Below are 23122 nucleotides of genomic sequence, written 5' to 3' on the forward strand. Positions count from 1 at the left end.
TCCGGATCTTTTGTGTCTGCACAAAACATAAGTCCCGGGAAGCAGTGTAAAGTCCTTATTAAAAAGCGTCAGGGAAAATATCACAGATCTGTGTCCCGCCGACCACGCGTTAAGAAATCCAAAGATCCCAAGCCGTTTAGAATGGCTGAAACCGAATCGTCCGTTGTGTCTGCACCTACTAAAAAGAAGGTGAAACAGCAGAAGTCAACAACTACCGAGGCAGGTCTTGCCGGAACCAATGTTATCATTTTCAACAGCATGCAAATGCCTTCTGATGATGAAATGGAAGACATCCGTAGTGAGGTAACTGAAATGATTGCTAATAAGAAGGACGGCGCACCGCTCAAACTTGACCCACTGTTGTTTAAAGACAATAATGGTCAGCTTGAAATAACAAACATGCGACCTTTCCTCATGGCTGTTGAATTTGGCAGACAGGGCAGGATCATTATTATCGACGGACATTTAGGCTCGGCAGAGGCCTCAGCCGAACGTATGGAACGTGTAAAAAGCCTGATGGTGAACATGGGTGTAGATGAGACATTGCTATCCATTACAGGAAACCAGCCCCTCGCGAGCAACACGTCGGCACCTCGTATCGATTTCACAGTATTTTAACATCGGTATTCCTCAGGTCTCAATTTCCTTTGTACTTTTGAGGCATGGAATTCAGTCACGATGTCTTTCTGAAAAATATTGCCCAGACAACCGGATCACCTTTCCTGCTGGACATTGAAAAAGCAGAAGGGTTGTATTTGTACAGTCCGTCCGGGAAGAAATACATGGATCTGATTTCAGGAATTGCCGTAAGCAATATCGGCCACCGTCATCCCGATGTTGTCAAGGCTGTGAAAGACCAGGTTGACCGACACTTTCATGTGATGGTTTATGGTGAATTTGTACAGTCTTCCTCCAACCTGCTCGCTCATCGCCTCATTTCATTCCTTCCCCAAAACCTGAATTGCTGTTATTTTACAAATAGCGGTACCGAAGCCAATGAAGGGGCCCTCAAACTGGCAAAGCGTGTGACCGGAAGAACCGAATTAATTGCGTTCAGAGGATCCTATCACGGAAGTACACATGGGTCACTAAGTGTTTCCGGTAATGAATACAAGAAATTCGCTTTCCGCCCCCTCCTGCCTGATGTCCGGTTCTTGACTTTCAACAAGGTGGAGGACCTGGATAAAATAACGCGCAAAACGGCTGCTGTGATCATTGAGACGATCCAGGGTGATGCGGGGGTCCGGATTCCAGATTTAACATTTCTACAGGCTCTGCGGCAGCGCTGTGATGAAACCGGGGCAATCCTGATATTCGATGAAATTCAGACAGGCATCGGACGTACCGGAAAATTATTCGCGTTCGAACATTATGGCATTATTCCAGACATCCTTACCACTGCCAAGGCATTGGGTGGCGGACTCCCACTGGGCGCATTCATTGCATCCTATGACATGATGCAAACGCTGACGCACGACCCCATGCTGGGACACATTACAACTTTCGGAGGAAATCCCGTTTCTTGTGCTGCCTCATTAGCAACTCTCAATGTGGTGGATCAGGTTTTACCGCAAGCAGAAGAAAAAGGCAAACTCTTCGAGTCGCTTTTACAACATCCGCGGGTAAAGGAAATACGAAGAAAGGGACTTATGTTCGCCATTGAATTCAACACGCCTGATGAGGTATATCAGATCGTCAGACTTGGCATTGAAAAAGGCATTATATGCTTTTGGTTTCTTTCCAACCCCAATAGCTTCAGGATTGCGCCCCCGCTAACAATTACCGACAGTGAGATCAGGGAAGCATGCAGAAGAATACAGGAATGCTTTGATTCCCTAAAATAACTCCTTTACATTTTCAGGCGGCCTGCCGATAACCGCCTTATTTCCGGCAACTACTACAGGACGCTCCATTAATATGGGGTTTTCAGCCAGAACATCCAGCCACTCCGCATCGGTGAGTGACTGGTTTTTGTATTTTTCCTTGTATATGGCTTCCCCCTTACGGATCAGTTCAGCGGGCTTAATTCCCAGCTTCTCAACAATATGCTCAAGTTCACCTCTGGATGGAGGCATCTTCAAATAGTCAACCACCTGCACCATCTGGCCGGCATCTTCAATAATTTTTAGCGTTTCCCGGCTTTTCCGGCATCGTGGGTTATGGTAAATGGTAAGCATCACTTGATCGTTTCTATAATCAGATTATGATTCGTGTAAATACAGATATCTGCAGCGATATGAAGACTTTCCTTAACGATTTCTTCCGCGGTTAATCCAGATGCATGTTTTTTCAGTGCCAGTGCGGCTGCCTGTGCATACATCGCACCCGACCCGATCGCAGCAATCTGGTGATCCGGCTCCAGTACATCACCTGTACCCGAAACCACCAGCAGTTCGTCCTTGTCGGCCGTTATAAGCATCGCTTCCAGTTTTCGAAGATAACGATCTGTTCTCCAGTCCTTTGCCAATTCAATGGCGGCCCTTTTCATATTTCCGCCGTAGCTGTTGAGCTTTTCGTCAAACCGCTCCAGCAGTGTAAAGGCATCGGCCGTCGAACCGGCAAAACCGGTAACAATCTTTCCTTCCTGAAGCTTACGGATTTTACGCACATTGCTCTTGGCCACATAATTTCCCATGGTCGCCTGACCATCAGCGCCTATCGCCACCTCACCGTTATGGACTATCGCCAGTACTGTTGTTGATCTTACTCTCGTCATTATTTCCTATGGTAAAAAAAACCCTGATCCGGTAACGGTCAGGGTTCGAATTTAAAATTGTCTTAAATCAGTATCCTGACCGGATCTTCAAGCAGACCCTTCAGGGTTTTGAGGAATGCAGCACCTTTTGCGCCATCCACCACGCGGTGATCGCAAGACAGGGTCACCTTCATCACGTTGCCCGGTACGAGTGCCCCGTCTTTCACTACGGCAGTTTGCTTGATACCTCCGACGGCCAGAATACAGGCGTCAGGCGGATTAATGATGGCCGTAAATTCCTCAATGCCAAACATTCCCAGATTCGAAATGGTGAATGTATTTCCTTCCCAGTCACTCGGCTGAAGCTTTTTGCTATGTGCTTTCTCAGCAAGTTGCTTTACTTCAGCGGAAATATGGGACAATGATTTATTATCAGCAAAGCGGATCACCGGAACCAGGAGTCCCTCATCAACCGCGACTGCCACTCCGATATGAATATGCTGGTTGTACCTGATTTTATCACCCAGCCAGGAAGAATTCACATCCGGATGCTGGCGAAGCGCTGCCGCAACCGCCTTGATCACCATGTCGTTAAAACTAATCTTCACCGGAGCATATTCATTCATGGATTTACGGGCCTCAACGGCCTTATCCATATTGATCTCCATGGTCAGATAGAAATGCGGTGCGGTAAATTTGCTTTCTGAAAGTCTCTTCGCAATTGTCTTACGCATTTGGGAGACTGCTTCCTCAGTAAACCGTTCCTCACCTACTACGGCAGGAATAGCCATTTCTGCAGCGCCGGACGTGGTTGCGGCTGGCTGAGCCTGGGCAGGTGTGAACTGTTCAACATCACGCTTCACAATTCGGCCGTTATCCCCGCTGCCAGGAATCTCGTCGAGCCTATATCCAAGATCCTCGGCCATCTTTTTAGCCAGTGGAGAAGCTTTCACACGGCCATTACTGGCACCACCGGACTGCGCTACCGCAGGTTGCTGAACGGGTGTTGCTTTCGCTGCACCATTGCTGGCTGCAGGAGTGCTCACCGCTTCTTCTTTAGCAGGTTCCTTTTCTGTTTTTTCTTCGGAGGCTGACTTTTGTTTATGGGCTTTCAGCAGTGTTTCGTAGTCGGCCCCTTTTTCCCCGATAATGGCGATTACATCATCTACCGGCACCGCATTCCCTTCTTCAACCCCAACGTAGAGAAGCGTTCCGTCTTCATACGCTTCAAGCTCCATGGTCGCTTTGTCGGTTTCCACTTCTGCCAGTATGTCTCCGGACTTCACTTCATCACCCTTCTTCTTCAGCCAGGAAGCAATCGTTCCCTCCGTCATCGTATCACTCATTTTCGGCATTGTGATGACCGATGCATTGATTGACGATGTATCAATCTCTGCTGCAGCAGGAGCCTCCTCTTTCTTTTCTTCCTTCGGTGCAGAAGAATCGCTTTTAGCTTCGCCTCCTTCGGAATTCATTTCTTTCAGAAGACCTGATATGTCTTCACCCTTTTCACCGATGATCGCAATCACGCCATCAACCGGAACACTATCCTTTTCCTTTACACCAATATGTAACAATACCCCGTCTTCATATGACTCGAGTTCCATGGTGGCCTTATCAGTCTCAACCTCGGCGAGAATATCGCCTGATTTTACTTTATCGCCTTCCTTTACCAGCCAGGAGGAAATCACACCTTCCTCCATGGTGTCGCTCATTTTGGGCATTCGAATTACTTCAGCCATTATTTTTGTCTTTACGTAAATGAACGTCAAAAATAGCGGTTATATCTACTTTTGACAAAATAAATGATTTCTAATTTAGTCAGTTTCAGAAATCAATATTCAGAAGAATATTAACAGTGTTTTCTCCAGTTGTTAAAAGTCTTGAATATCGTACCCCCACACCAAACTCCTGCGGGAAGCGCATCACATGCAAATCAAGGGAGGCTTCTATGCCTGCAGACCTGAAAATATCTGTCTGCTCCGGTGTTTCCAAACCGACATTATTCTTGTAATCATAGAAAAAGAATTTTGTTGTCCCTTTACCATAATCATAGAAAAGATTGGCTCTCAACCGTTTGATGAAAAGGACCGGCCCCAGTGAAATATCAGGATACCATAGTGGCAGCGTATAATTTACTCCGGCATATTGGAATTCAGGATACAAGGGATATGAATATCCCCGTGGTCGCGGTATTTGATTCCTGAAGACATACAGATCTTTGGTCAACTCCATGTCTGAAGACTGCCAGGCACCAGTAAAAAAAAGCGAATGATGCTTAAAGGCAGGCATTCCGGTCAGCTGCAATGGCGACGGCAGATAAACCGTTGCCCTTGCCGCATATGTATGCGCGCTAAAGTCCCCTCCGAATGGCGTGGAAAGCCAGCGGCCATTCAAAATAATGCCATACCGACTGTTGATATCGCGCTCACTGCGCTTCAACAGCGCATAATAGGTAACAGACAGGTTGTTCGAAATGAGGTTCCCATCAGCCAGCTCATCTTCAAAAAACAATGCAAGGCTGTCACGCGGACTCCTTAAGAGTGGAACCAGTCGCTGCACAAACACCGAATCATCCACCCTTGGCGGAGCTGTTGGATTTGTGAATTGAGAAACGCGCGTATACTCCACCCTCTCCGAAATTGTAAACTCACTGAGCATTTTGGATCTGGTCAGCAGGAATGGCAATCGAACTCCACCATAAATAGTGGTTTCCTTCCAGTCAAACACCACTTCCCGACCGTCGTCAAATCCTCCCCGGTTGGATCGGCGGTTGCCCAGTTCCACACCAAAATCAAGGATCGGATATAGCCCCTGATAGCTGATTTCTGCGTAAATATCACCAGTTTCTTCACTAAGATCATATATATAACCGGCTCGTAGCTGTGTGGTGCTCAGGACATCCTTGCTCGCTACACCCACTTCAATGGAATTGAGATCGGTGGAAGCCAACGGTCCCCAACTATGGATATTAAACATATGGGCCGCCTTGCTGTACTTTTGTACCACAAAATCCTGCTGCGGAATCGAATCGAGTATATCCCCTCCTTCCTGCGCCAGCAAAGGTTCGAAATACATTTCCGGTTGCGGCACAGAATCCGGAACCTGCTGCCAGAGATCACGCTGGATCCTTTTGCGCACCACATCCATGCCATTGAGACGATGTTCGTTGTAGATGATCCACTGACCATCTTCACTTACCTCCGGATTATAGGCGCCATATCGACTGTTGGTCACCTGGTAGTGGATACCTGCCGACCGGTCGAATGCAAAAATGTTGTCGATGCCCGTACGAGGTGTATTGTAAAATATTACAGAATCATACGGTACAGGGTGGGCGATGTTTTCATCCCCTGCATCCCAGAGAACCTGTTCTGTATTACGCAGATAATCATATGCAATGAGTTTTTTTCCCTGGTCGTCCAGCCTGACCGCGATAACCTCATCCCCGTTCCATCGTGGCATGAGATACACGGAGCCAGCCGCATTAGATGTTGTATTCAGCCGGGTTCCAGTGAGCGCATCAAGGACAACCAGCCTGCCCGTCTGATCTGTGGTTGATTCTGAGGTCACCACCTTCCGTTCATCAGGAGCGAGATCTGCACCTATGTACCTCGTGCCTTTTGAAAGAGTTTTAATTCGTCCCGTGGAAATATCATACATTTTCAACACGCTGTGTGTACGGTTTCGCCACCTCGGATCGAATTGGAATTCATTGTATACAATTTTACTTCCCCGCGCTGACAGCATTCCGGCATCGTTGATCACTCCCGGGATAAAGAGCTTTTCAGGGAACCCCTGACTATTGAACGTAACAAACTGCGAAAAATCACCCAGGCCGCTCATGAGGGCTACAATTCGGCCGTCCTCCAACTGCTGGGGATATAAATAGTCGGTAAACGTTGTTTCCTTCCTGCGGTTCACGTCACCGGGGTTATCGAAAATGACTTCCGCCTCTTCTGCCTGCCATATTTCAGACAACTCATCCATCATCATTTCATAATTCGGAACCAGGTGAGTACCGGTGTACTTCTTCATGGAATTTGAAAACGTAAATGGAACCAGGGACTTACTGAAGGCATCACCCGTAATCTTTTCCCAAATTTGCGGATCTCCTGTCCTGCGCCGTATATGAGCAACAAAGTAGTAACCAAGCTTGTAATGATCCGGCACAAAATCCTTATAACTCCGAAGGTGCTGTTTGTTGTAATTATATCTTTTTTCTTCAAGTAAATTGGCCCGGAACACCCGGCCAAAGGCGGGAATGCGTCCCCTCCCGCTTCCTGAATAAAGGGTTTCAATGAGTGTGGCATCCCCTTCCCAAAACCATCGGGGCACCGCGGCAAAGGCCATTCCAGCCTGTGTTTGCTGTCCGAATATGTAATACAGGATCTTGTTTATACCTCTGCGGCTATGATGAAACTGAACAACGTGGCGATATTCGTGGGCCGAAATCAGATCGTCCCACGTATTGGTACCTAACAGTTCTGGCCGCGGAGATGGCATCAGATTGAACTCAGAACGCCATGGGCCCATGGTAACAAATGCATTGCTGATTGATTGAAACTGATTAAGAACGATTGGAATTCTGGGTACAGGCGTAACAGACATGGTCTTTGCCTCCTGCCCCTTCAGATGTTCGAGTGTATTAGCAATTCGCAGCGCCTGTTGATCGTAACCCGACGGGAAGATAACCTGAAAGGAAGGTGTAACCACCTGGTCCCAGCGGACAGATCCGGGATTACTGTTCAGAACCGGCGCCTGGGCAAAGGATCCGCTGAACAGGAACAGCATAAAAAAAAGTATGGCACCCTTTCTCATAATAAAGACCCCTAATGTAATAAAATTTACCTGCCTCATTTCAACTAAATTACCATAAGACGGGACTACGACCATTTTTGGTCAGAAATTCATTTGATTTACTGAAATGGCGACAACCGAAGAAGCCTTTGTGTGCTGCAAAGGGTGAAGGGTGAGCGGCTTTGAGTACAAGGTGTCGGTTAGTATCGATTATTTCTCCTTTACGCTGTGCATAAGCACCCCATAACAGAAACACGAGGCCATTCTTATCTTCCGACAACTTTCTGACCACCGCATCGGTGAAAATCTCCCAGCCCTTGTTCTGATGGGAGCCCGGCGAGGATGCGCGCACTGTAAGCGTCGCATTCAGCAGTAACACGCCCTGATCCGCCCAACGTTCAAGGTTTCCGCTTTCCGAGACCGGAATTCCTATATCATTCGAAATCTCCTTAAAAATATTCTGAAGTGATGGTGGTTTAGCAATACCGTCAGGAACCGAAAAACAGAGGCCGTGTGCCTGCCCGGCACCGTGATAGGGATCCTGACCCAGTATGACGATTCGAACCTGATCATAAGGGCATTGTGCAAAAGCGTTAAAGATTTTCGGCCCGGGGGGATAAATCGTGAATTGCTGGTATTCCTCCTTTACAAATTTCACCAGATCAAGAAAATAAGGTTTCTCAAACTCCCCATTTAACTTCTCCTTCCAGGAAGGTTCAATTCGTACATCCATATGTTTTGCAATAGAAAAAATACTCTTTTAAAGTTATAACTTCTTATCTTTTAACGACGTTAATACTATAAATAATCGTATTATTGAATATGGTGACTGAAATCACACAGGGGATCAAAGTAAGCGTGGTCACGGAGTATCAACCAGTGTACTCCAGCCCTAGTCAGTATCATTTTGTTTTCACCTATCGCGTACATATTGAGAACCAAAGTGAAAACACAATTCAGCTGTTGCGACGCCATTGGCACATTTATGATGCCGGTGCCCGAACCCGGGAAGTGGAAGGCGAAGGTGTTGTCGGGCAACAACCTGTGCTCGAACCCGGTCAGAAGCATGAATATGTTTCGGGATGTAATTTGAAATCAGGTTTAGGGAAAATGACAGGTACTTACCTTATGGAACGCATTGTTGACGGTAAGCAGTTTGAGGTGAAGATTCCGGAATTCAGCCTTATTGTTCCCTTCAAGCTCAACTAGTATTGTCATTCACCCATCAGGCAACGATGTTTCTGCGCCATTGGTTGCTTTCAACCGGGCGTCATTCATTGCATGAACCATTCATATATGATCTATATGATCGTGTCATTTGCGGAAAAGAGCGTCCTGCATCTTTTCCACTGATCGAAGAAATTCGTCAGGGCTATACTTCAGAACAACATATCAAATTACCAACTTTTGGTGCTATATCTCATCAGAGCGACAGGTCTCTTCGTCAAATTGCCCGTGATGGAAGTACAACACCACAGATCGCATGTGTGATCAACCGACTTATTTCAGAAAGAAAATATAGGAATGTGCTTGAACTTGGTACTTCTCTCGGACTTACCACACTTTATCTTTCTGATAATCCTGACGTACAGGTGACCACGATGGAAGCAAATCCTGATCTGATCAGGCTGGCTCTTGAAAATTTTAAAAAAATAAATCGGGAGAATATTTCGCTAATCCGTGGAAATATAGATGACACGCTTGATCAGGCGCTAAAAACAATGGGACATGTAGATCTTGCCTACATCGATGCCAATCACCGCTTCTCCCCAACCATTGATTACTTCAACAAAATTCTGCATTATGTGAATGAGGAAAGCATTGTGATACTGGATGATATTCATTGGTCTGTTGAAATGTCTGCTGCATGGAATGAAATCCGGCAGCATGATTCAGTAACCATGACTATTGATTTTTACCGCATGGGATGGGTTTTCTTTCGTCCTTTCCGGAATGTGTATCATTATCGTCTGGAACTGCCGGGGAGCTGGAAATAGTTGATTGTAATATTGAATCGAATTCGGCATGATGCATCGTATTATTCGCGTTCAAACCATCATGATACTTGTATCAGGGGTATTCCTGCTGCTTTTGCCAAATATTTTCAACGCCCGTGAAACAGCGGCTTTTGATGGTTCCGACCGTTTATCCGGCAGGTATATCATAAGGGACTCCGATACATACACTACCGCTGGCATTTCTGATTTCTATGACCGTGGAACAGTGATTACGTGGTTACTGGGAACGCATCATCGTGAACTTTGGTCTGTCCCGGTGACACTACCTGTATTTCAATGGATGAATGATTCATCGCGTTTGTTAATTACTGAACTCGGCGGCGGGCAGCAGACAACGAGTTTTGCTCTGGAAGATGAAAATGGATTATCATATACGTTACGTTCGGTAAATAAAGATCAGGCCAACGCTTTACCATTTTGGTTGCAAAAAACAGGAATTCGCACGCTATTCAGGGATCAGGCCTCAGCGTTGGACCCATTTGCTGCCACTGTTGTCGATCGGCTGGCACGATCCGCGGGAATTTTTTCCACACAACCGAAATTGTATTTCATCAAAGACAGCCATATGGTTCCGGAAGAATACAAAAAGTTGCTCGCCAACAGAATAATGCTTCTGGAGATAGAGCCTGATCAAACCTGGCAAGGCCATGATCTAACCGGTCGTCCTCAGACGGTGATCTCTTCCACCAGTATGCTTGAACTTTTATCAGCAGGTAAGATCAAAGTTAATGTCTCTGAATATGCCTATTGCAGGTTATTTGATATTGCAATAGGCGACTGGGACCGGCACGGAAAGCAGTGGAAATGGTCAGTCGATTCGACATTTACCGCACATCCACTTCCCATGGACAGGGATATGGCATTTTACAAGTTTCACGACGGGCTGATCAATGCATTAGCGATTCGCGTAAACCCTAAATTCCAGTCATTTGTGGCTGACATAGATGATATTTCCGGCTATTTGATCAATGGAAAGGAATTAGATTCGGTGTTACTGCCATCGATTTCATCAAAAGAATGGATAAGAATCGCTGATTCACTGCAAACCAATTTATCTGAATCGGTAATTGAAGACGCTTTCAGGGCCTACCCGGAACCAATTTACAACCGTATTGGACCGCAGCATGCTGAAATTTTAAAGCAGCGTATAGGACAGTTAAACAGGGTCGCTGATCAAGTTTCGGAAGTCTATACCAGCAGTCCAGATCATGGCAGTGAATTGTAGCTTTGCTGGACCTTGTAACTGGTTTAACTTATTAATTAATGGTATATTGCTAACTCAATAAAAACCAACCTATATGAAGTAATATAAAAATTCAACTCAACTAAAGTAACCTTATTTTCATGAACATTGACAACGAATTCAAACCAGAGCGAATCATTATGCTTCGCAACATGCTGCAATTGTCGCAGGTGAATTTTGCAAAGAAAATCCACATTTCGCAGGGCGCCTTATCGCAAATCGAAAATGGAAAATCGCAAATTTCGCTCGAGACATTACGAAACATCAGCCATGAGCTGAATGTAAACTGCAATTGGGTAGTAAACGGGCAGGGAAACATTTTCATGAATGGTGAAAGTGAACACCCTAAACAAAAAGAAGTAAAACAAGTCGTAGTAAAAGCGACCGGGGTGAAGAAGCCGGGGCTTCCACTGGTGAAAGCCAGTCAGCAAAAACAATATGCCAAAAAGTTCAATCAGGGTGATTTTATAAAGGGACTGGACATGTTTCTGATCCCAGGCTTTGAAGATGGTAATTATCGCATGTTTGAGGTCGCAGACGATGCTATGGCTCCATCATTATCACCAAAGGAATATGTGATCGGTACACCTGTTTCAGATCATACAACCATTGAAAACGGCACATTGGCGGTAATCGTGAATAAAGACGGGGTTATCATCCGGCGGGTACATTTCTATGCCAATGAAAAACACGTTCTTATTCTGAAAAGTGACAACCGAAAAGTAAAGAATCTTAATTTACATCACGACAAGATCGATGAAATCTGGGTCATAAAGGGAAAAGTGACAACCGCTTTTACCTCTGCCGGATTAATCGATTCGAAACGGATTGAAAGACTGGAATCCAGTTTGGATAATCTTCGAAAGGAAGTGAAGAAATTAATCAGATCCTAGCTTGGAGAAAAAGGCCTTCCTGAATACCCGGAGGGCCTTTTTTATTTTACGTAGACCGTCTTGATATTAACAAATTCGCGAATTCCAAACGAGGATAATTCCCGTCCGTAGCCCGAGGTCTTTATCCCGCCAAAGGGCAACCGCGGATCTGATTTCACAAAATCATTTACAAAGCAACAGCCTGCATCCAGGTATTTTTCAGCGATTTCACGACCATGATTTATATCGGATGTAAATACAGCCGCTCCCAGTCCAAATATTGTTTGATTGGCAAGATCAAAAGCCTCCTCTTCGCTTTCAGCTCTTATTACAGCCGCAACCGGTCCGAATAGCTCTTCATCGAATGCCGGCATTCCGGGAATAACATCAGCAAGAATGGTAGGCGGGTAAAAGGCTCCAGGCAAATCCGGAATATCTCCTCCCTGTATACACACCGCACCTGCCTTGATACTATCTTTGACCTGTTTATGCAGCTCATCGCGCAGATCGATACGCGCCATAGGCCCGATGCCTGTATGATCATCGGCAGGGTCACCCATGGAAACCTCAGACATCTTAGATTTCATGCGATCCAAAAACTCATCATATATGTCGGCATGAACAATAAATCGTTTCGCTGCAATACAGCTTTGTCCCGCATTAATCAGTCGGCTGGTAACACATGACTCTACTGTTTCCTCGAGGGGCGCATCTTTCAAGATTACATAAGGATCACTCCCTCCAAGTTCAAGAACCGACTTTTTAATGGCCCTTCCTGCAGATTCTGCTACGGACCTCCCTGCTGGCGTGCTTCCCGTGAGGGTCACCGCCTTGATAACCGGGTGCTCAATAATATCAGCCACATCCGAGGAAGGAACGATAAGTGTGCTGAACAGGTTCCTGGGGAATCCTGCACTGGAAATAATATCCTGAATGGCCAGTGCACATCCGGTAACATTTGAAGCATGTTTCAATACTGCGGCATTACCAGCCATTAAGGCTGGTGCCAGGAACCTGAAAACCTGCCAAAACGGAAAATTCCAGGGCATAACTGCCAGCACGACCCCAAGTGGCCTGAAAGCGACAAAGCTTTGTGATGCATCACTTTCTATTTCTTCCTTTCTGAGAAAACTTTCGGCATTCTCAGCATAATAGTCACAAACCCAGGCACATTTCTCAATCTCGCCAATACCGTCCTTTCTGCGTTTGCCCATCTCCTCCATCATCAAATCTGCCAGGGCATGTTTCCTTTCGCGTAAAATGGCTGCGGCTTTTTTCATGTGATGGGAACGCAATGTCCAACTGCTGAACTTCCATGTTTCCCAGGCATTGGCACCTTTATGCAAAAGATCATCCACCTGTGCCCAGGACATGGGTTCATACTCACGGATGACACTCAGATTATATGGATTGATAGATTTCATTCAGAGAAAATTTAATCTTTTTCAGTGGTTTCTGGTATGATTACCAAAATTGAATTGATCTGGTTCCTTTTATCCAGAATTCCATGCAATTTCCCGCCGGAAACAATCTTACTAATGGTTACGATAATGTTTGATTCCGACAATTCACGGATGGCCTGCCGAAGTTCATGCTTGTCAGATTCGGATTTCTCAAATACCGGAATATCCCAGAGGTAGTCACGACCGGACTCTGCAGCTCCCGCAAATTCAGAGAAGGCCTGATTCATTCGGATAACTTTTCCCTGGGAATTTAAAACCGCCAGATAATTTCCGGACTCATTGAACCAATAACTGTTTTCCTGCTCTAATTCTGATATTCTCATTTCGAGTTCAGAGACATATCCTTTGTATAATCCCTTCAGTAACAGAATATCCTTATGAGGCTGAATCAGCACACCGTACTCACCTGCCACATTCTCATGCTCGAGTCTGAATTGGGTTGTCCTTAAATCCCCTGATTCTGAAGCTTCAATCAATTCATCCAGAAACTGGTCCCGGGTGTCCTCAGTCAGCGTCTTTGAAAGAATCCGTTGAAGAGATGTTTCCCCATCCGGACGGAGGATCGCATCAGCCTTCGAATTCATCATGTTCACGTGGAAATCAACAGTTTCATCAAGGTCACGAACCGGACGAACTTCCACCCAAAACTCATCTGAAATATTCAGGATCAGATTCCTGGAAGATTCAAGCCTCTCCCGATCTTCAATCTCCTCACTCAGAATCTGTTGATTTTTACGCAATTTTTCCTCGATTCCAGCGACCTCCCCTTCCATTTTCACTACCTGCCGGCTAATATAAACCACACTTCCGATTCCCAAAAGCGCAAGAAATGCGATGAATGCCGGAGTTAGAACCCCTGATTGTCCAAGGTTTTCCGATAATCCCGCGATACTGTCTTTATCATGATCTATCGTTTCCTGAATACGGTTTTGATCTTCCAGGGATTCATTCAGCAGCTTTAATGAAAGCGTATCGTTAACAAGTGATGCGTCGTTTCGCAGCCGGAATTTCTCCATCCGCAGAAACTGGCGCGATATCAGGGTTCGAAGGCTATCTGAGGGCAAGTCGCTTCGTCCCAATTCAGAAACCATCCCTTCAATTTCCGAGAGTTTTCGATAAATATTTTCTTCAGAGCCAAGGTACCGGTCGATATGGCTCCGGTCGCCAGAAAGATTAAAAATCAATACCTGCTCATACGCATCCTTTATCTGAAGTGTAATATCGTCATACGCAGCGAGTGTAGTTTGCACATTATACCGGATCTTCAGGGATTGTGTTGAAGAAGTATACGCCTGATACGTGAAAAACGCTATCAATAATAAAGCGGCGATCAGGAATGAAATCACGATTTTGCTCATAATGCGAATCTCCGCATTAAATATTAAAAAAATGAATTTGCGGTAAAAGCGAATTTATTTTCAATGAAAAAAGACTAAAAAATTTGTTTGCGATACACCACCCTTCCTTCTCCATTCTCCGGATCAACAGCTACGAATTCTACCCAAATTTCGCTGGAAGCATAGTATAACATTCGGCTGTATCCCCTGTTCTGATGCACAAAGTTTGCTTTATGACCACTTGCAGCATAATTGAGTTTTGAACCAGCTCCACTTATGATCTGCCGTATGTTGTCCTTTTCAATCATTTGCAGATTATGCTCGTGACCTGAAGCGTAAATCAGCCTGGGATGTTTAGTGAAAGCTGTATCGATGATAGCTTTATAAGATTTAAAAACCTTATTGGGTGTATCCTGCCTGGAAACGCCACTCATTCGGGCAACCGGATAAATCGAACCAATTACAGGAAGCGGGACATACAGGTAATTCCGAACATTACGCAAAGGAAAAAGGTGATCCAAAAACCCGAAATGACCTCCGTGAACACCGTTTGTAACTACCGGATGATGTGCAACCAGGAGTACTTCCCGTTCCGAATTAGATTCCAGTGCCGCATAAAGCTGCTCAACAAACTGTTCCCGGGAATCTACCGAACAGCCATCCTTAATGCCAAGCCCTGTCTCATATTTATGAAGCCACCATTCTGAATCTATTATAACTAAAACCAGGGAATCGGTTAATTGCAATTCTACCGGGCCGGGGCATCCGTTGTCAGGGCGAAAAACATTCTGACCGCCAAAATGGGCTTCTACATAATTCTCCTCCCTGCGAATCGCACTGAGACCTCCCTCCTTTGACTTATTCCAGTCATGATTTCCCGGAATAAAAAAGGTGTTTCCGGAATAACCATCAGCCAGTTTCATTTGGTTTTCGATGATCTCTTCCTTTTCCTTTCTATCGGGCGCGTCTGGCAGCGGAAGACCGTAGTGATATATATTATCCCCCAAAAATATTAATGAACTTGCCCCATCAGGATGGGTTGCGAGCTGTGTGGTCAGGATTGTTCCTATGGGATCTTCTGCCTGAAGATCACCGGCATCACCGATAAGATAAACCACGTGGTCGGGCTCAGATTCGGGCAGTGGACGCGTCTGCCATTCCTTCTCCTGTTTGGCATAATAAGGCTTGACCGTATTGCATGCGCTGAGGCTTAGCAGGCTAAACAGGCTCAGAATGATCCCTGATAATAATAAACTCCGGTTAAACATTACATCAAAGAAACAAAAAAGCCAGTGATTCCACTGGCTTTAAAATGTTTTTTGAGGCTAATCTGCCTTATACATTGTGCAGATTAATGCTTAAGACAGGCACTTCAGATTCTTTACTGAGTTCTTCGGACACGCTGGACGAAAATATCCTGAAAAAACCTCCTTCCGCATGTGACAGAACAGCGATTATGCCTGCTTCATTCAATCGCGCAAATCGTGTTAGTCCATCTTCAATATCATCGGAATAATGAAGATTGGATGTGTAATTTTCAATGTTGAATTTTTTTGCAAAAGAATGAATCTGGGCTTCTACCTCATCCCTGTTCTTATCACCAGGTTTACTGATATGGACCAGATGTAGTTTGGAGCTCATCGCGGCTGCGAAGGCATTCAGATGTTGAGTGGCCGCACGGAAATTATCCTTGGAATCTGAATCCAGTTCAATACCCACTACCACGTTTTCAAAGTTTACGTTTTCCTGTCCGCTTCTAAGCGAAAGCACGGGAACGGTGGCTTTTTCAATGATTTGCTCGGTATGATTTCCTGTGAAGAATTCTCGTGCAGTTTCCTCACCGGTTGTTCCCATCACGATCAGATCAATGTTTTTATCATGCACATATTCTTCAACTCCGTCTACCAGGTCCTGTCCGTAAACCTGGATATTGATTACGCGGCCTTCAGTATATTTAGTAGCCAGTGCCTGAAGACGCTCATTATTCCTGCGTATCAACTGGACTGTAAAGAGTGTTTCCTCATCATCAAATTTAGCTCGCATGTCCCCTGTTGTAGTAAAGGATTCATCAAAGGGGTGTTCGGTAAAATTGACCAGATATATTTCTGCGCCTGATTTATCTGCGATGCTGGAAGCAAGTTTCAATGCATCTTCGGATGCTGGCGAAAAATCAGTGGGTACCAGTAATCTTTTCATGTGTGAAAGGGTTGATTAATATTTTAGAAAAATAAGTAAATATCGACGGCCGTCAAAGATAAAAGTTTATCAACCTGCAGTAGACCGTGAAAGAGAAATAATCTTATTGGCCATATCAAGTGTAAGAGGCTTAATGAAATAATTGGTGACACCCAGTTCTTTACACTGACGAAGGTCCTCTTTATTTTCAGAACTGCTCAGCACAACCACTTCACATTCTCTGCCTTCGGGATAACTTCTGAGTTCCTTTAAAAAATCACGCCCATTCAGGAAAGGCATGTTCAGATCAAGAATAATCAGCGACGGCATCTCATCGAACTCGTCCAGATATTTTTGCGCTTCAAGTCCATGGTTGAGTCTCTCAATCTTTAACCCGGGCTCCTGCCGCAACAATAATGTACGTGCGATGAACGCATCCGTATCATCATCCTCAACCAATAATATCAAATCCCTCTTAATCATACAATTATGAATCACTATTTAAACCCCTCATTCAATCATTGAAGGTACGTTCATTTTGAATTTTGACATAAACTTCAAGACCAATGAACAGAAATTTTCGGTAAACGGTAGAAATTTTCTGTATCTCGAAGATTGCAATTTATTGCTAGCTAAACATTTGAATTCCCAACCATTACTTACGTGCGTTATTATGTTGCCTCTTTCACCACGAATTAATGACTGTATTTTAATGAACAACGTTCAGGACTTCTCCGTTAGTTTTCCGTTAGTTTATTTAACTTTCCATCTTATGATAAAAGAAGCAAATACAACCTTTCCTATTCACCCTTTAATTAAATCCCGGTGGAGTCCACGCGTTTTTGCAGATACTCCCGTAAGCGACGAGGCCATCTATACACTTTTTGAAGCAGCAAGGTGGGCTGCCAGCTCAATGAACGAACAGCCATGGCGATTCATCTATGCAAAACGAGAATCAGATGCCTATAAAATAATACTGAAACACCTGGCGGAATTTAATCAACAGTGGGTAAAAAATGCCCCTGTAATCATTCTGACCGCATATAAAGAAAAGTTTAACTCGGGTAAAGAAAATTTTCACGCGTTGCACGACCTCGGACTAGCCATGGGTAATCTGAGTTTACAGGCCCAAAGCATGGGACTGGCTGTACATCACATGGCAGGGTTGGACTGGAAGAAACTCCAGGAAATATTTAATGTTCAGGAAGGCTTTCACATTACCACGGCTGTAGCAGTGGGCTATTACGGGGGAGATCCATCGGTCCTGCCTGAGGATTTGGAAGAAAGCGAACGCGCACCCCGCAAAAGGCTGCCGCTAAACACGCTGGCATGTGAAGGCAAGTGGATTGAACAATAAACGATATTTGATGACATCCGAATGAACAAAGAGCGATTATTCCTGCTGATCCTGGCAAGTGCCATGTTCACCCATATTATGGATTTCATGATCATGATGCCGCTAGGTCCGCAACTAATGCGCCTTTTCGATATTACCCCGCAGCAATTTAGCTTCCTGGTATCTTCCTATTCATTCACAGCGGGTGCAAGTGGTTTCCTTGCTGCATTTCTGATTGACCGATTCGATCGTAAAAGCAGTCTCGTTTTCATTTATACCGGCTTTTTACTCGGTACGATCGCTTGCGCTCTGGCGCCAAATTATCAAATCCTCCTGTTGTCCCGCTGCCTTGCAGGTGCTTTTGGCGGTGTTTTAGGAGCGCTAATCCTCTCAATTGTCAGCGATGCCATTCCGCTTGAACGCAGGGCAGCAGGTATTGGGATTGTGATGGCATCGTTCTCGGCTGCTTCAGTTTTTGGTGTTCCGTTCGGATTGTATCTGGCCAGCCTCTTTAGCTGGCAGGCACCCTTCTTCTTCCTGGCAGGAATTTCCCTGGCCATCCTTTTTATGATCAGGTTCCTGGTGCCTGCTTTCAAATCTCATTTAGCTGAAGGGCAAAAACCTGCTGGTATTAAGGAAGTTATAAAAAATGTCTTTGGGCGAAAGAATCCGCTTCTTGGACTCTTATTCACTTCAGTTCTTATGTTTGGTCACTTCACGATCATCCCGTTCATTGCACCTTACATGGTGGGAAATGTAGGTTTTACCGAACAGGAGCTTACCTATATCTACCTGGTTGGCGGTGCTCTTACCATATTTTCATCGCCCTGGGTAGGCAGAATGGCAGACAAGAATGGCAGACTGAAAGTATTCACGATATTCGGATTTCTCGTGCTCATACCAATCATCATTATAACACATATGCCGCCAATCCCATTGTGGGAGGCGTTGGTTGTGAGTGGATTATTTTTTGTGCTGGCGAATGGACGAATGGTCCCGTCGACCACCATGGTTACCTCTGTGATAAGGCCTGAGAACCGCGGAAGCTTCATGAGCGCACGGTCATCCATTCAGCAAATGAGTAGCGGATTGGCAACACTGATAGCGGGTACGATGATCACAGAACGACCATCGGAAGTTACTGAAGGCGCCAAGGCACTGGTAGGTTATGAAAATGTAGGATGGATCGCCGTCGTTTTTAGTCTGCTGGCCCTTTTACTTGCAAGAACCTTGCGGGTAGCCAAAGGCGCTTAATCATTCAGAAATTCTGCGGCAAATCGTTCGCTGGCCAGAATCCGCTCCACCCATAACTCATATTGCCTTGCCGATGGGTGCAGATTATCATCTGCCACGAGTGACGCATCGGTACTCCGGGAAATATCGGTAATGGAAACATAAATCACATCATATTCTTGGGCGATGGATCTGTTTATCTCGTTATAGTTATCCAGTTCGGCAGAAATCTTCTCCTTGTTGGCGGCACCAAACGGTGTATAGCCATAGTCAGGGATCGACACAACCAACACTCTATCGGGATTACCCCGGGCTTTTTGAATCGCTATTTCGACCAGGTCACGGAATTCCTTTCGATAATCCTCAACCGGACGCTGCTGATATTGATTATTCACCCCGATCAGAAGACTAACCAGGTCAAAATCGTCTGTAGGTTTCCTGTCACCAATTGCAGAGATCAGCTCATCCGTTCGCCATCCGGTTCTGGCGATGATTACCGGAGCTGCAAATGCTGAGTCAGCTAAACTATTAATCTCCTCTGCAAGTTGAACAGGCCAGCGGTCATCCTCCCCCACGGATTCACCAATCGTATAAGAATCGCCCAATGCAAGGAACTGCCGCATTTCTTTTTGCTCACTTTGATTATTCATAGAAATCATTTCAGAGGCAGAATCACTTCCGCAATGAAAACACAAGATGCAAAAAAGAAGGATGATTACGCGCACAGGCAACCTCTACTTTTGATAAAAGTAATGGATTACGCCTACAAAAGTTGTCACCAACAACGATGTATTTTCCAGTGATTTGGCTGTTGTGGAGGAAGGAATTACACTTTCTATTTCCGTCTTACTGGCCTTGGAAGCTTTCAGATGCTGTTTGCCAAGATGCACCGCACTTATACACCAGGCACACAGGAATAATGCGACGAAGATATTACGGATTTTTCTTGTAAGAGATAGCATGACCTTGGTTGTTTATGTATTAGACTGATTTTGCTGCCTTTTTGTTACACTAGCTCAAGATTTTTTTTTCAAAAAACATTTTTCGTCAACTATTGTAAGGATTTTTAATGTCGGGTTACTAATAATTCAGGTTGAACACAAAGGAACATGCATTTATTAAAATGATCACCGAGAATCAGGGGATTCTCCATAAGATCTGTAATGCGTACACATCCCCTTCTGAACGGGATGATCTGTTTCAGGAGATTCTCACAACCCTCTGGCAAAGCATCGACAGCTTCCAGAATAAATCAAAACTGAGCACCTGGATGTATAAAGTGGCATTGTTTACAGCCTTGAATTACCAGCGCAAAGAAAAATTGAGGTCTTACGATCCTCTGCCGGAAACCGTTGTAATGGATAAGACATCTTCAGACGAAGCTGAGTTGGTTCAAATAGCCATTCAGATGCTCAGGCCGGAAGAACGGGCATTGCTCATTCTGCAGATGGAGGATTACAGCTATGACGAAATCGCTGAGATTGTTGGAATTTCCGTTTCCAATGTAGGAGCAAGACTCACCAGAATACGAAAAAAGCTAAAGGAAATCATTGAAAAGATCTAGGGACATGGACGAGATTCAATACACGGAAATATGGAAAAAATCGGCTGAGGACAGTACTCATTATAACTTTAGCCAAATGGAATCCTTCATGGGCAATTCTCTCAGGAAATCCATTGCTCACCTACATAAAAAATTGATATATGATTACTTCATATCAGTCGCTATAAGTATTTTAATCATTGGCATATCCTTCATGTTTGCTTTTAAATATAAGTGGATCATACTGGCATCGATGATCGGATTCAATATTTTACTCTGGGTTCATTTCCAACTGAAATTGGCCCTGATCACCAGGAAACACACCGAAGCCGGAGGGTTACTGCAGCTTCTTAAGAATAATCTGGACATCCTCCTCCTCTATCGCAATGTCTACAGATATGGCATACCTTTATTTGCAGGCTTTTTAATGTTACTGTACGCTGTACTTTATATGCCCCCTGTGGGTTTCATTGAAATTTCTGCCATTGCCGGGGTGGTGCTATTTTCATCTCTGATTGTAGAAGCTTTATGGAAACTGATCTACCATGAGCACGTACGCAAAATAAAGTCACTAAAAGGAATTTGCGAACGACTGAGCGATCCGCACGCGACAGTGTGATAATCAGGTTAGTTTCAAAGCATAACTGACAAGGCAATCCGTAATTCCGGTCGGAATGATTTTATAAGACTTTTATTTCTCACTCCATTTGAAGTTCAGACTTCTTACCTGTGCCCTGTGAAGGAACCTCGGCAGGAAAAAGACGCCTTTGGCGCTGAATGCGCAGCACGATGGCAACCTTTTCAAAAAGATTGCGTAAATTACATTAATATAATATATTTATGATATCAATTTAATATCACACAAATGGAAAAAGAAAATAATCCCCTGTCCGGTTACATCATGTTATTTGTAACCTTTCTGCTGCTGGCAGTTACCCTCTTTCTGTTTATTGGAATGAGGAATTTAATCGGACTGGCGAGCTTACTTGCCTTTCTGATCATGCTACCCGGATTCTTCTATGTGAATCCAAACAGTTCCCGTGTTCTGGTTCTTTTCGGAGATTACAAGGGCACAGTAAAAAAGAATGGTTTCTATTGGGTGAACCCATTCTTCACAAAGCAGGCCATTTCACTGAGAGCCCGCAACTTCGACAGTGAGCGTGTCAAGGTGAATGATAAAGTTGGTAATCCAATCCTCATTGGAGTTATCCTGGTATGGAGGGTAAGCGATACATTCAAGGCTGCTTTCGAGGTAGATGATTATGAGAACTTTGTTCGAATTCAGAGCGATGCGGCAGTACGTAAACTTGCCGGATTGTATCCCTATGACAATTTTGAAGATGATGAAGCGGAAATCACTCTCAGAAGTGGCCTCGATGAGGTAAACCATGCACTGGAGCTGAATTTAAGTAACCGTCTGGAAATTGCAGGAATTAATGTAATCGAAGCACGTATCGGCTACCTTGCATACGCCTCTGAAATTGCTGGTGCAATGCTGCGACGTCAGCAGGCAACAGCCATTGTAGCGGCCCGCCATAAAATTGTGGAAGGTGCGGTAAGCATGGTGGAGATGGCGCTTGAAGACCTTTCGAAAAGAAATGTGATAGATATGGATGACGAGCGAAAGGCAGCTATGGTGAGCAATCTCATGGTAGTTCTATGTGCCGACAAGGATGTGAGCCCTGTTGTTAACACCGGAACCTTAAATCATTAGAAATGAAGTCCCGCATTTACCACGAAGTTCAGTACATGCGACAGACCGTATTCATGTATATTATGACAGGCTTCGTTGCGCTGACCCTGGGAGGTATGGCCTTCATTTTTCTTACCGAGAATAAGGAAAGGGACACCATGGAAATGATTATATCATCTGGAATTGCCATGGTTGTCCTATTCTTCCTGACATGGCTACTTTATAGCTTGTACCTGGATGTGCGCATCGAGGAAGGCCGTATCATTTACAGAATGCCTCCCCTGGTCAACAAGGAAAAATCGATATCGCGCACAGATATCAACAGCTATGAAGTCGTTAAATATCCCATCCGTCACTATGGTGGTTGGGGTGTGCGGTATTCGTTTAAACACGGTAAAGCCCTTACTATTTCCGGGACAAGGGGACTGAAACTACATCTGAAAAGTGGACAGACCCTCCTCCTGGGGACACGAAATCCCGAGGGCATCAAGAACGCGATGGAGAGAATGATGAAGAACGAATCAGATTATGTCTAAGAAAAAAGCATTTGCCTTACGTTTGGACCCAAATTTGCTTAATGCATTGGAGAAATGGGCAGCGGATGAATTCAGAAGCACCAACGGTCAGATCGAATGGATTTTGAATGATGCGCTAAAAAAAGCCGGTCGCCTAAAAAGGGATGGGAAAAGATCGGATTAATTGTAATTTTGCAAA

The 23122-nt window shown here is 44.8% G+C and carries 25 protein-coding genes; 13 read left to right on the forward strand and 12 right to left on the reverse strand.

The features are described 5' to 3' along the window. The first annotated feature begins 141 nt into the window (after positions 1-141). Together LDX50_RS08225 and LDX50_RS08230 are read left to right on the forward strand one after the other, a co-directional pair. Complete coding sequence (locus tag LDX50_RS08225; RefSeq protein ID WP_225697960.1) at positions 142-618, forward strand: hypothetical protein; 477 nt, start codon at positions 142-144, stop codon at positions 616-618. 44 nt (positions 619-662) lie between these two features. Further along, positions 663-1844, forward strand: a complete 1182-nt coding sequence (locus LDX50_RS08230) for an aspartate aminotransferase family protein (protein ID WP_225697961.1) — start codon at positions 663-665, stop codon at positions 1842-1844. Here the strand turns inward: LDX50_RS08230 and arsC are convergent. The 5 genes from arsC to ung all read right to left on the reverse strand — a co-directional run bounded on the left by arsC (position 1836) and on the right by ung (position 8228). Continuing rightward, entirely contained in the window at positions 1836-2177 is a 342-nt protein-coding gene (gene arsC / locus LDX50_RS08235; protein ID WP_225697962.1) for an arsenate reductase (glutaredoxin), read from the reverse strand. The genes LDX50_RS08230 and arsC overlap by 9 nt on opposite strands. Next, complete coding sequence (gene hslV / locus LDX50_RS08240) at positions 2177-2716, reverse strand: ATP-dependent protease subunit HslV (RefSeq protein WP_225697963.1); 540 nt, start codon at positions 2714-2716, stop codon at positions 2177-2179. The genes arsC and hslV overlap by 1 nt, the downstream gene beginning before the upstream one ends. Positions 2717-2778: 62 nt before the next feature. Further along, positions 2779-4437 (reverse strand): pyruvate dehydrogenase complex dihydrolipoamide acetyltransferase, encoded by a 1659-nt coding sequence (locus LDX50_RS08245; protein WP_225697964.1) that lies wholly within the window; start codon positions 4435-4437, stop codon positions 2779-2781. Positions 4438-4522: 85 nt separating this feature from the next. Continuing rightward, positions 4523-7516 (reverse strand): TolB-like translocation protein, encoded by a 2994-nt coding sequence (locus tag LDX50_RS08250; protein ID WP_225697965.1) that lies wholly within the window; start codon positions 7514-7516, stop codon positions 4523-4525. A 49-nt stretch (positions 7517-7565) separates the two neighbouring features. Continuing rightward, on the reverse strand, positions 7566-8228 hold the full coding sequence (gene ung / locus LDX50_RS08255; protein ID WP_225697966.1) for a uracil-DNA glycosylase: 663 nt from the start codon (positions 8226-8228) through the stop codon (positions 7566-7568). An 89-nt stretch (positions 8229-8317) separates the two neighbouring features. Between ung and apaG the strand changes: the two genes are divergently transcribed. The 4 genes from apaG (at position 8318) to LDX50_RS08275 (ending at position 11649) form a co-directional block, all read left to right on the forward strand. After that, on the forward strand, positions 8318-8704 hold the full coding sequence (apaG, locus tag LDX50_RS08260; RefSeq protein ID WP_225697967.1) for a Co2+/Mg2+ efflux protein ApaG: 387 nt from the start codon (positions 8318-8320) through the stop codon (positions 8702-8704). Positions 8705-8730: 26 nt separating this feature from the next. Then, complete coding sequence (locus tag LDX50_RS08265; protein ID WP_225697968.1) at positions 8731-9492, forward strand: O-methyltransferase; 762 nt, start codon at positions 8731-8733, stop codon at positions 9490-9492. A 28-nt stretch (positions 9493-9520) separates the two neighbouring features. After that, positions 9521-10738 carry a hypothetical protein gene (locus LDX50_RS08270; protein ID WP_225697969.1) on the forward strand — a complete coding sequence of 406 codons (1218 nt, stop codon included), beginning with the start codon at positions 9521-9523 and terminating at the stop codon, positions 10736-10738. 119 nt (positions 10739-10857) lie between these two features. Further along, entirely contained in the window at positions 10858-11649 is a 792-nt protein-coding gene (locus LDX50_RS08275) for an XRE family transcriptional regulator (protein ID WP_225697970.1), read from the forward strand. A 41-nt stretch (positions 11650-11690) separates the two neighbouring features. On the opposite strand, the gene LDX50_RS08280 is transcribed toward LDX50_RS08275, so the two are convergent. From LDX50_RS08280 to LDX50_RS08300, 5 genes are all read right to left on the reverse strand, one after another. After that, entirely contained in the window at positions 11691-13052 is a 1362-nt protein-coding gene (locus tag LDX50_RS08280) for an NAD-dependent succinate-semialdehyde dehydrogenase (protein WP_225697971.1), read from the reverse strand. An 11-nt stretch (positions 13053-13063) separates the two neighbouring features. Further along, complete coding sequence (locus tag LDX50_RS08285; RefSeq protein WP_225697972.1) at positions 13064-14449, reverse strand: hypothetical protein; 1386 nt, start codon at positions 14447-14449, stop codon at positions 13064-13066. A gap of 74 nt (positions 14450-14523) precedes the next feature. Further along, a complete protein-coding gene (locus tag LDX50_RS08290) occupies positions 14524-15696 on the reverse strand; it encodes a metallophosphoesterase family protein (protein ID WP_225697973.1) in 1173 nt (390 codons plus the stop codon). 67 nt (positions 15697-15763) lie between these two features. Further along, positions 15764-16624 carry a universal stress protein gene (locus LDX50_RS08295; RefSeq protein ID WP_225697974.1) on the reverse strand — a complete coding sequence of 287 codons (861 nt, stop codon included), beginning with the start codon at positions 16622-16624 and terminating at the stop codon, positions 15764-15766. A gap of 69 nt (positions 16625-16693) precedes the next feature. Continuing rightward, positions 16694-17086 carry a response regulator gene (locus tag LDX50_RS08300; RefSeq protein WP_225697975.1) on the reverse strand — a complete coding sequence of 131 codons (393 nt, stop codon included), beginning with the start codon at positions 17084-17086 and terminating at the stop codon, positions 16694-16696. 289 nt (positions 17087-17375) lie between these two features. Between LDX50_RS08300 and LDX50_RS08305 the strand changes: the two genes are divergently transcribed. Together LDX50_RS08305 and LDX50_RS08310 are read left to right on the forward strand one after the other, a co-directional pair. Beyond that, positions 17376-17960 (forward strand): nitroreductase family protein, encoded by a 585-nt coding sequence (locus tag LDX50_RS08305; RefSeq protein ID WP_225697976.1) that lies wholly within the window; start codon positions 17376-17378, stop codon positions 17958-17960. 21 nt (positions 17961-17981) lie between these two features. Then, entirely contained in the window at positions 17982-19193 is a 1212-nt protein-coding gene (locus tag LDX50_RS08310; protein WP_225697977.1) for an MFS transporter, read from the forward strand. Here the strand turns inward: LDX50_RS08310 and LDX50_RS08315 are convergent. After that, complete coding sequence (locus LDX50_RS08315) at positions 19190-19822, reverse strand: SGNH/GDSL hydrolase family protein (protein ID WP_225697978.1); 633 nt, start codon at positions 19820-19822, stop codon at positions 19190-19192. The genes LDX50_RS08310 and LDX50_RS08315 overlap by 4 nt on opposite strands. A gap of 84 nt (positions 19823-19906) precedes the next feature. After that, complete coding sequence (locus tag LDX50_RS08320) at positions 19907-20134, reverse strand: hypothetical protein (RefSeq protein WP_225697979.1); 228 nt, start codon at positions 20132-20134, stop codon at positions 19907-19909. Positions 20135-20265: 131 nt separating this feature from the next. Here LDX50_RS08320 and LDX50_RS08325 point away from each other — a divergent pair, with 131 nt between their 5' ends. From LDX50_RS08325 to LDX50_RS08345, 5 genes are all read left to right on the forward strand, one after another. Beyond that, a complete protein-coding gene (locus tag LDX50_RS08325) occupies positions 20266-20736 on the forward strand; it encodes an RNA polymerase sigma factor (protein ID WP_255647358.1) in 471 nt (156 codons plus the stop codon). Between the two features lie 193 nt (positions 20737-20929). Beyond that, entirely contained in the window at positions 20930-21334 is a 405-nt protein-coding gene (locus LDX50_RS08330; protein WP_225697981.1) for a hypothetical protein, read from the forward strand. Positions 21335-21580: 246 nt separating this feature from the next. Beyond that, complete coding sequence (locus tag LDX50_RS08335; RefSeq protein ID WP_225697982.1) at positions 21581-22429, forward strand: SPFH domain-containing protein; 849 nt, start codon at positions 21581-21583, stop codon at positions 22427-22429. Positions 22430-22431: 2 nt separating this feature from the next. Beyond that, complete coding sequence (locus tag LDX50_RS08340; RefSeq protein WP_225697983.1) at positions 22432-22944, forward strand: hypothetical protein; 513 nt, start codon at positions 22432-22434, stop codon at positions 22942-22944. Beyond that, the gene (locus tag LDX50_RS08345; protein ID WP_225697984.1) at positions 22937-23107 is read left to right on the forward strand and encodes a type II toxin-antitoxin system antitoxin; all 171 of its coding nucleotides are present in this window, start codon (positions 22937-22939) and stop codon (positions 23105-23107) included. The genes LDX50_RS08340 and LDX50_RS08345 overlap by 8 nt, the downstream gene beginning before the upstream one ends. Positions 23108-23122 lie beyond the last annotated feature (15 nt).

Source organism: Fulvivirga sedimenti, from assembly GCF_020328055.1.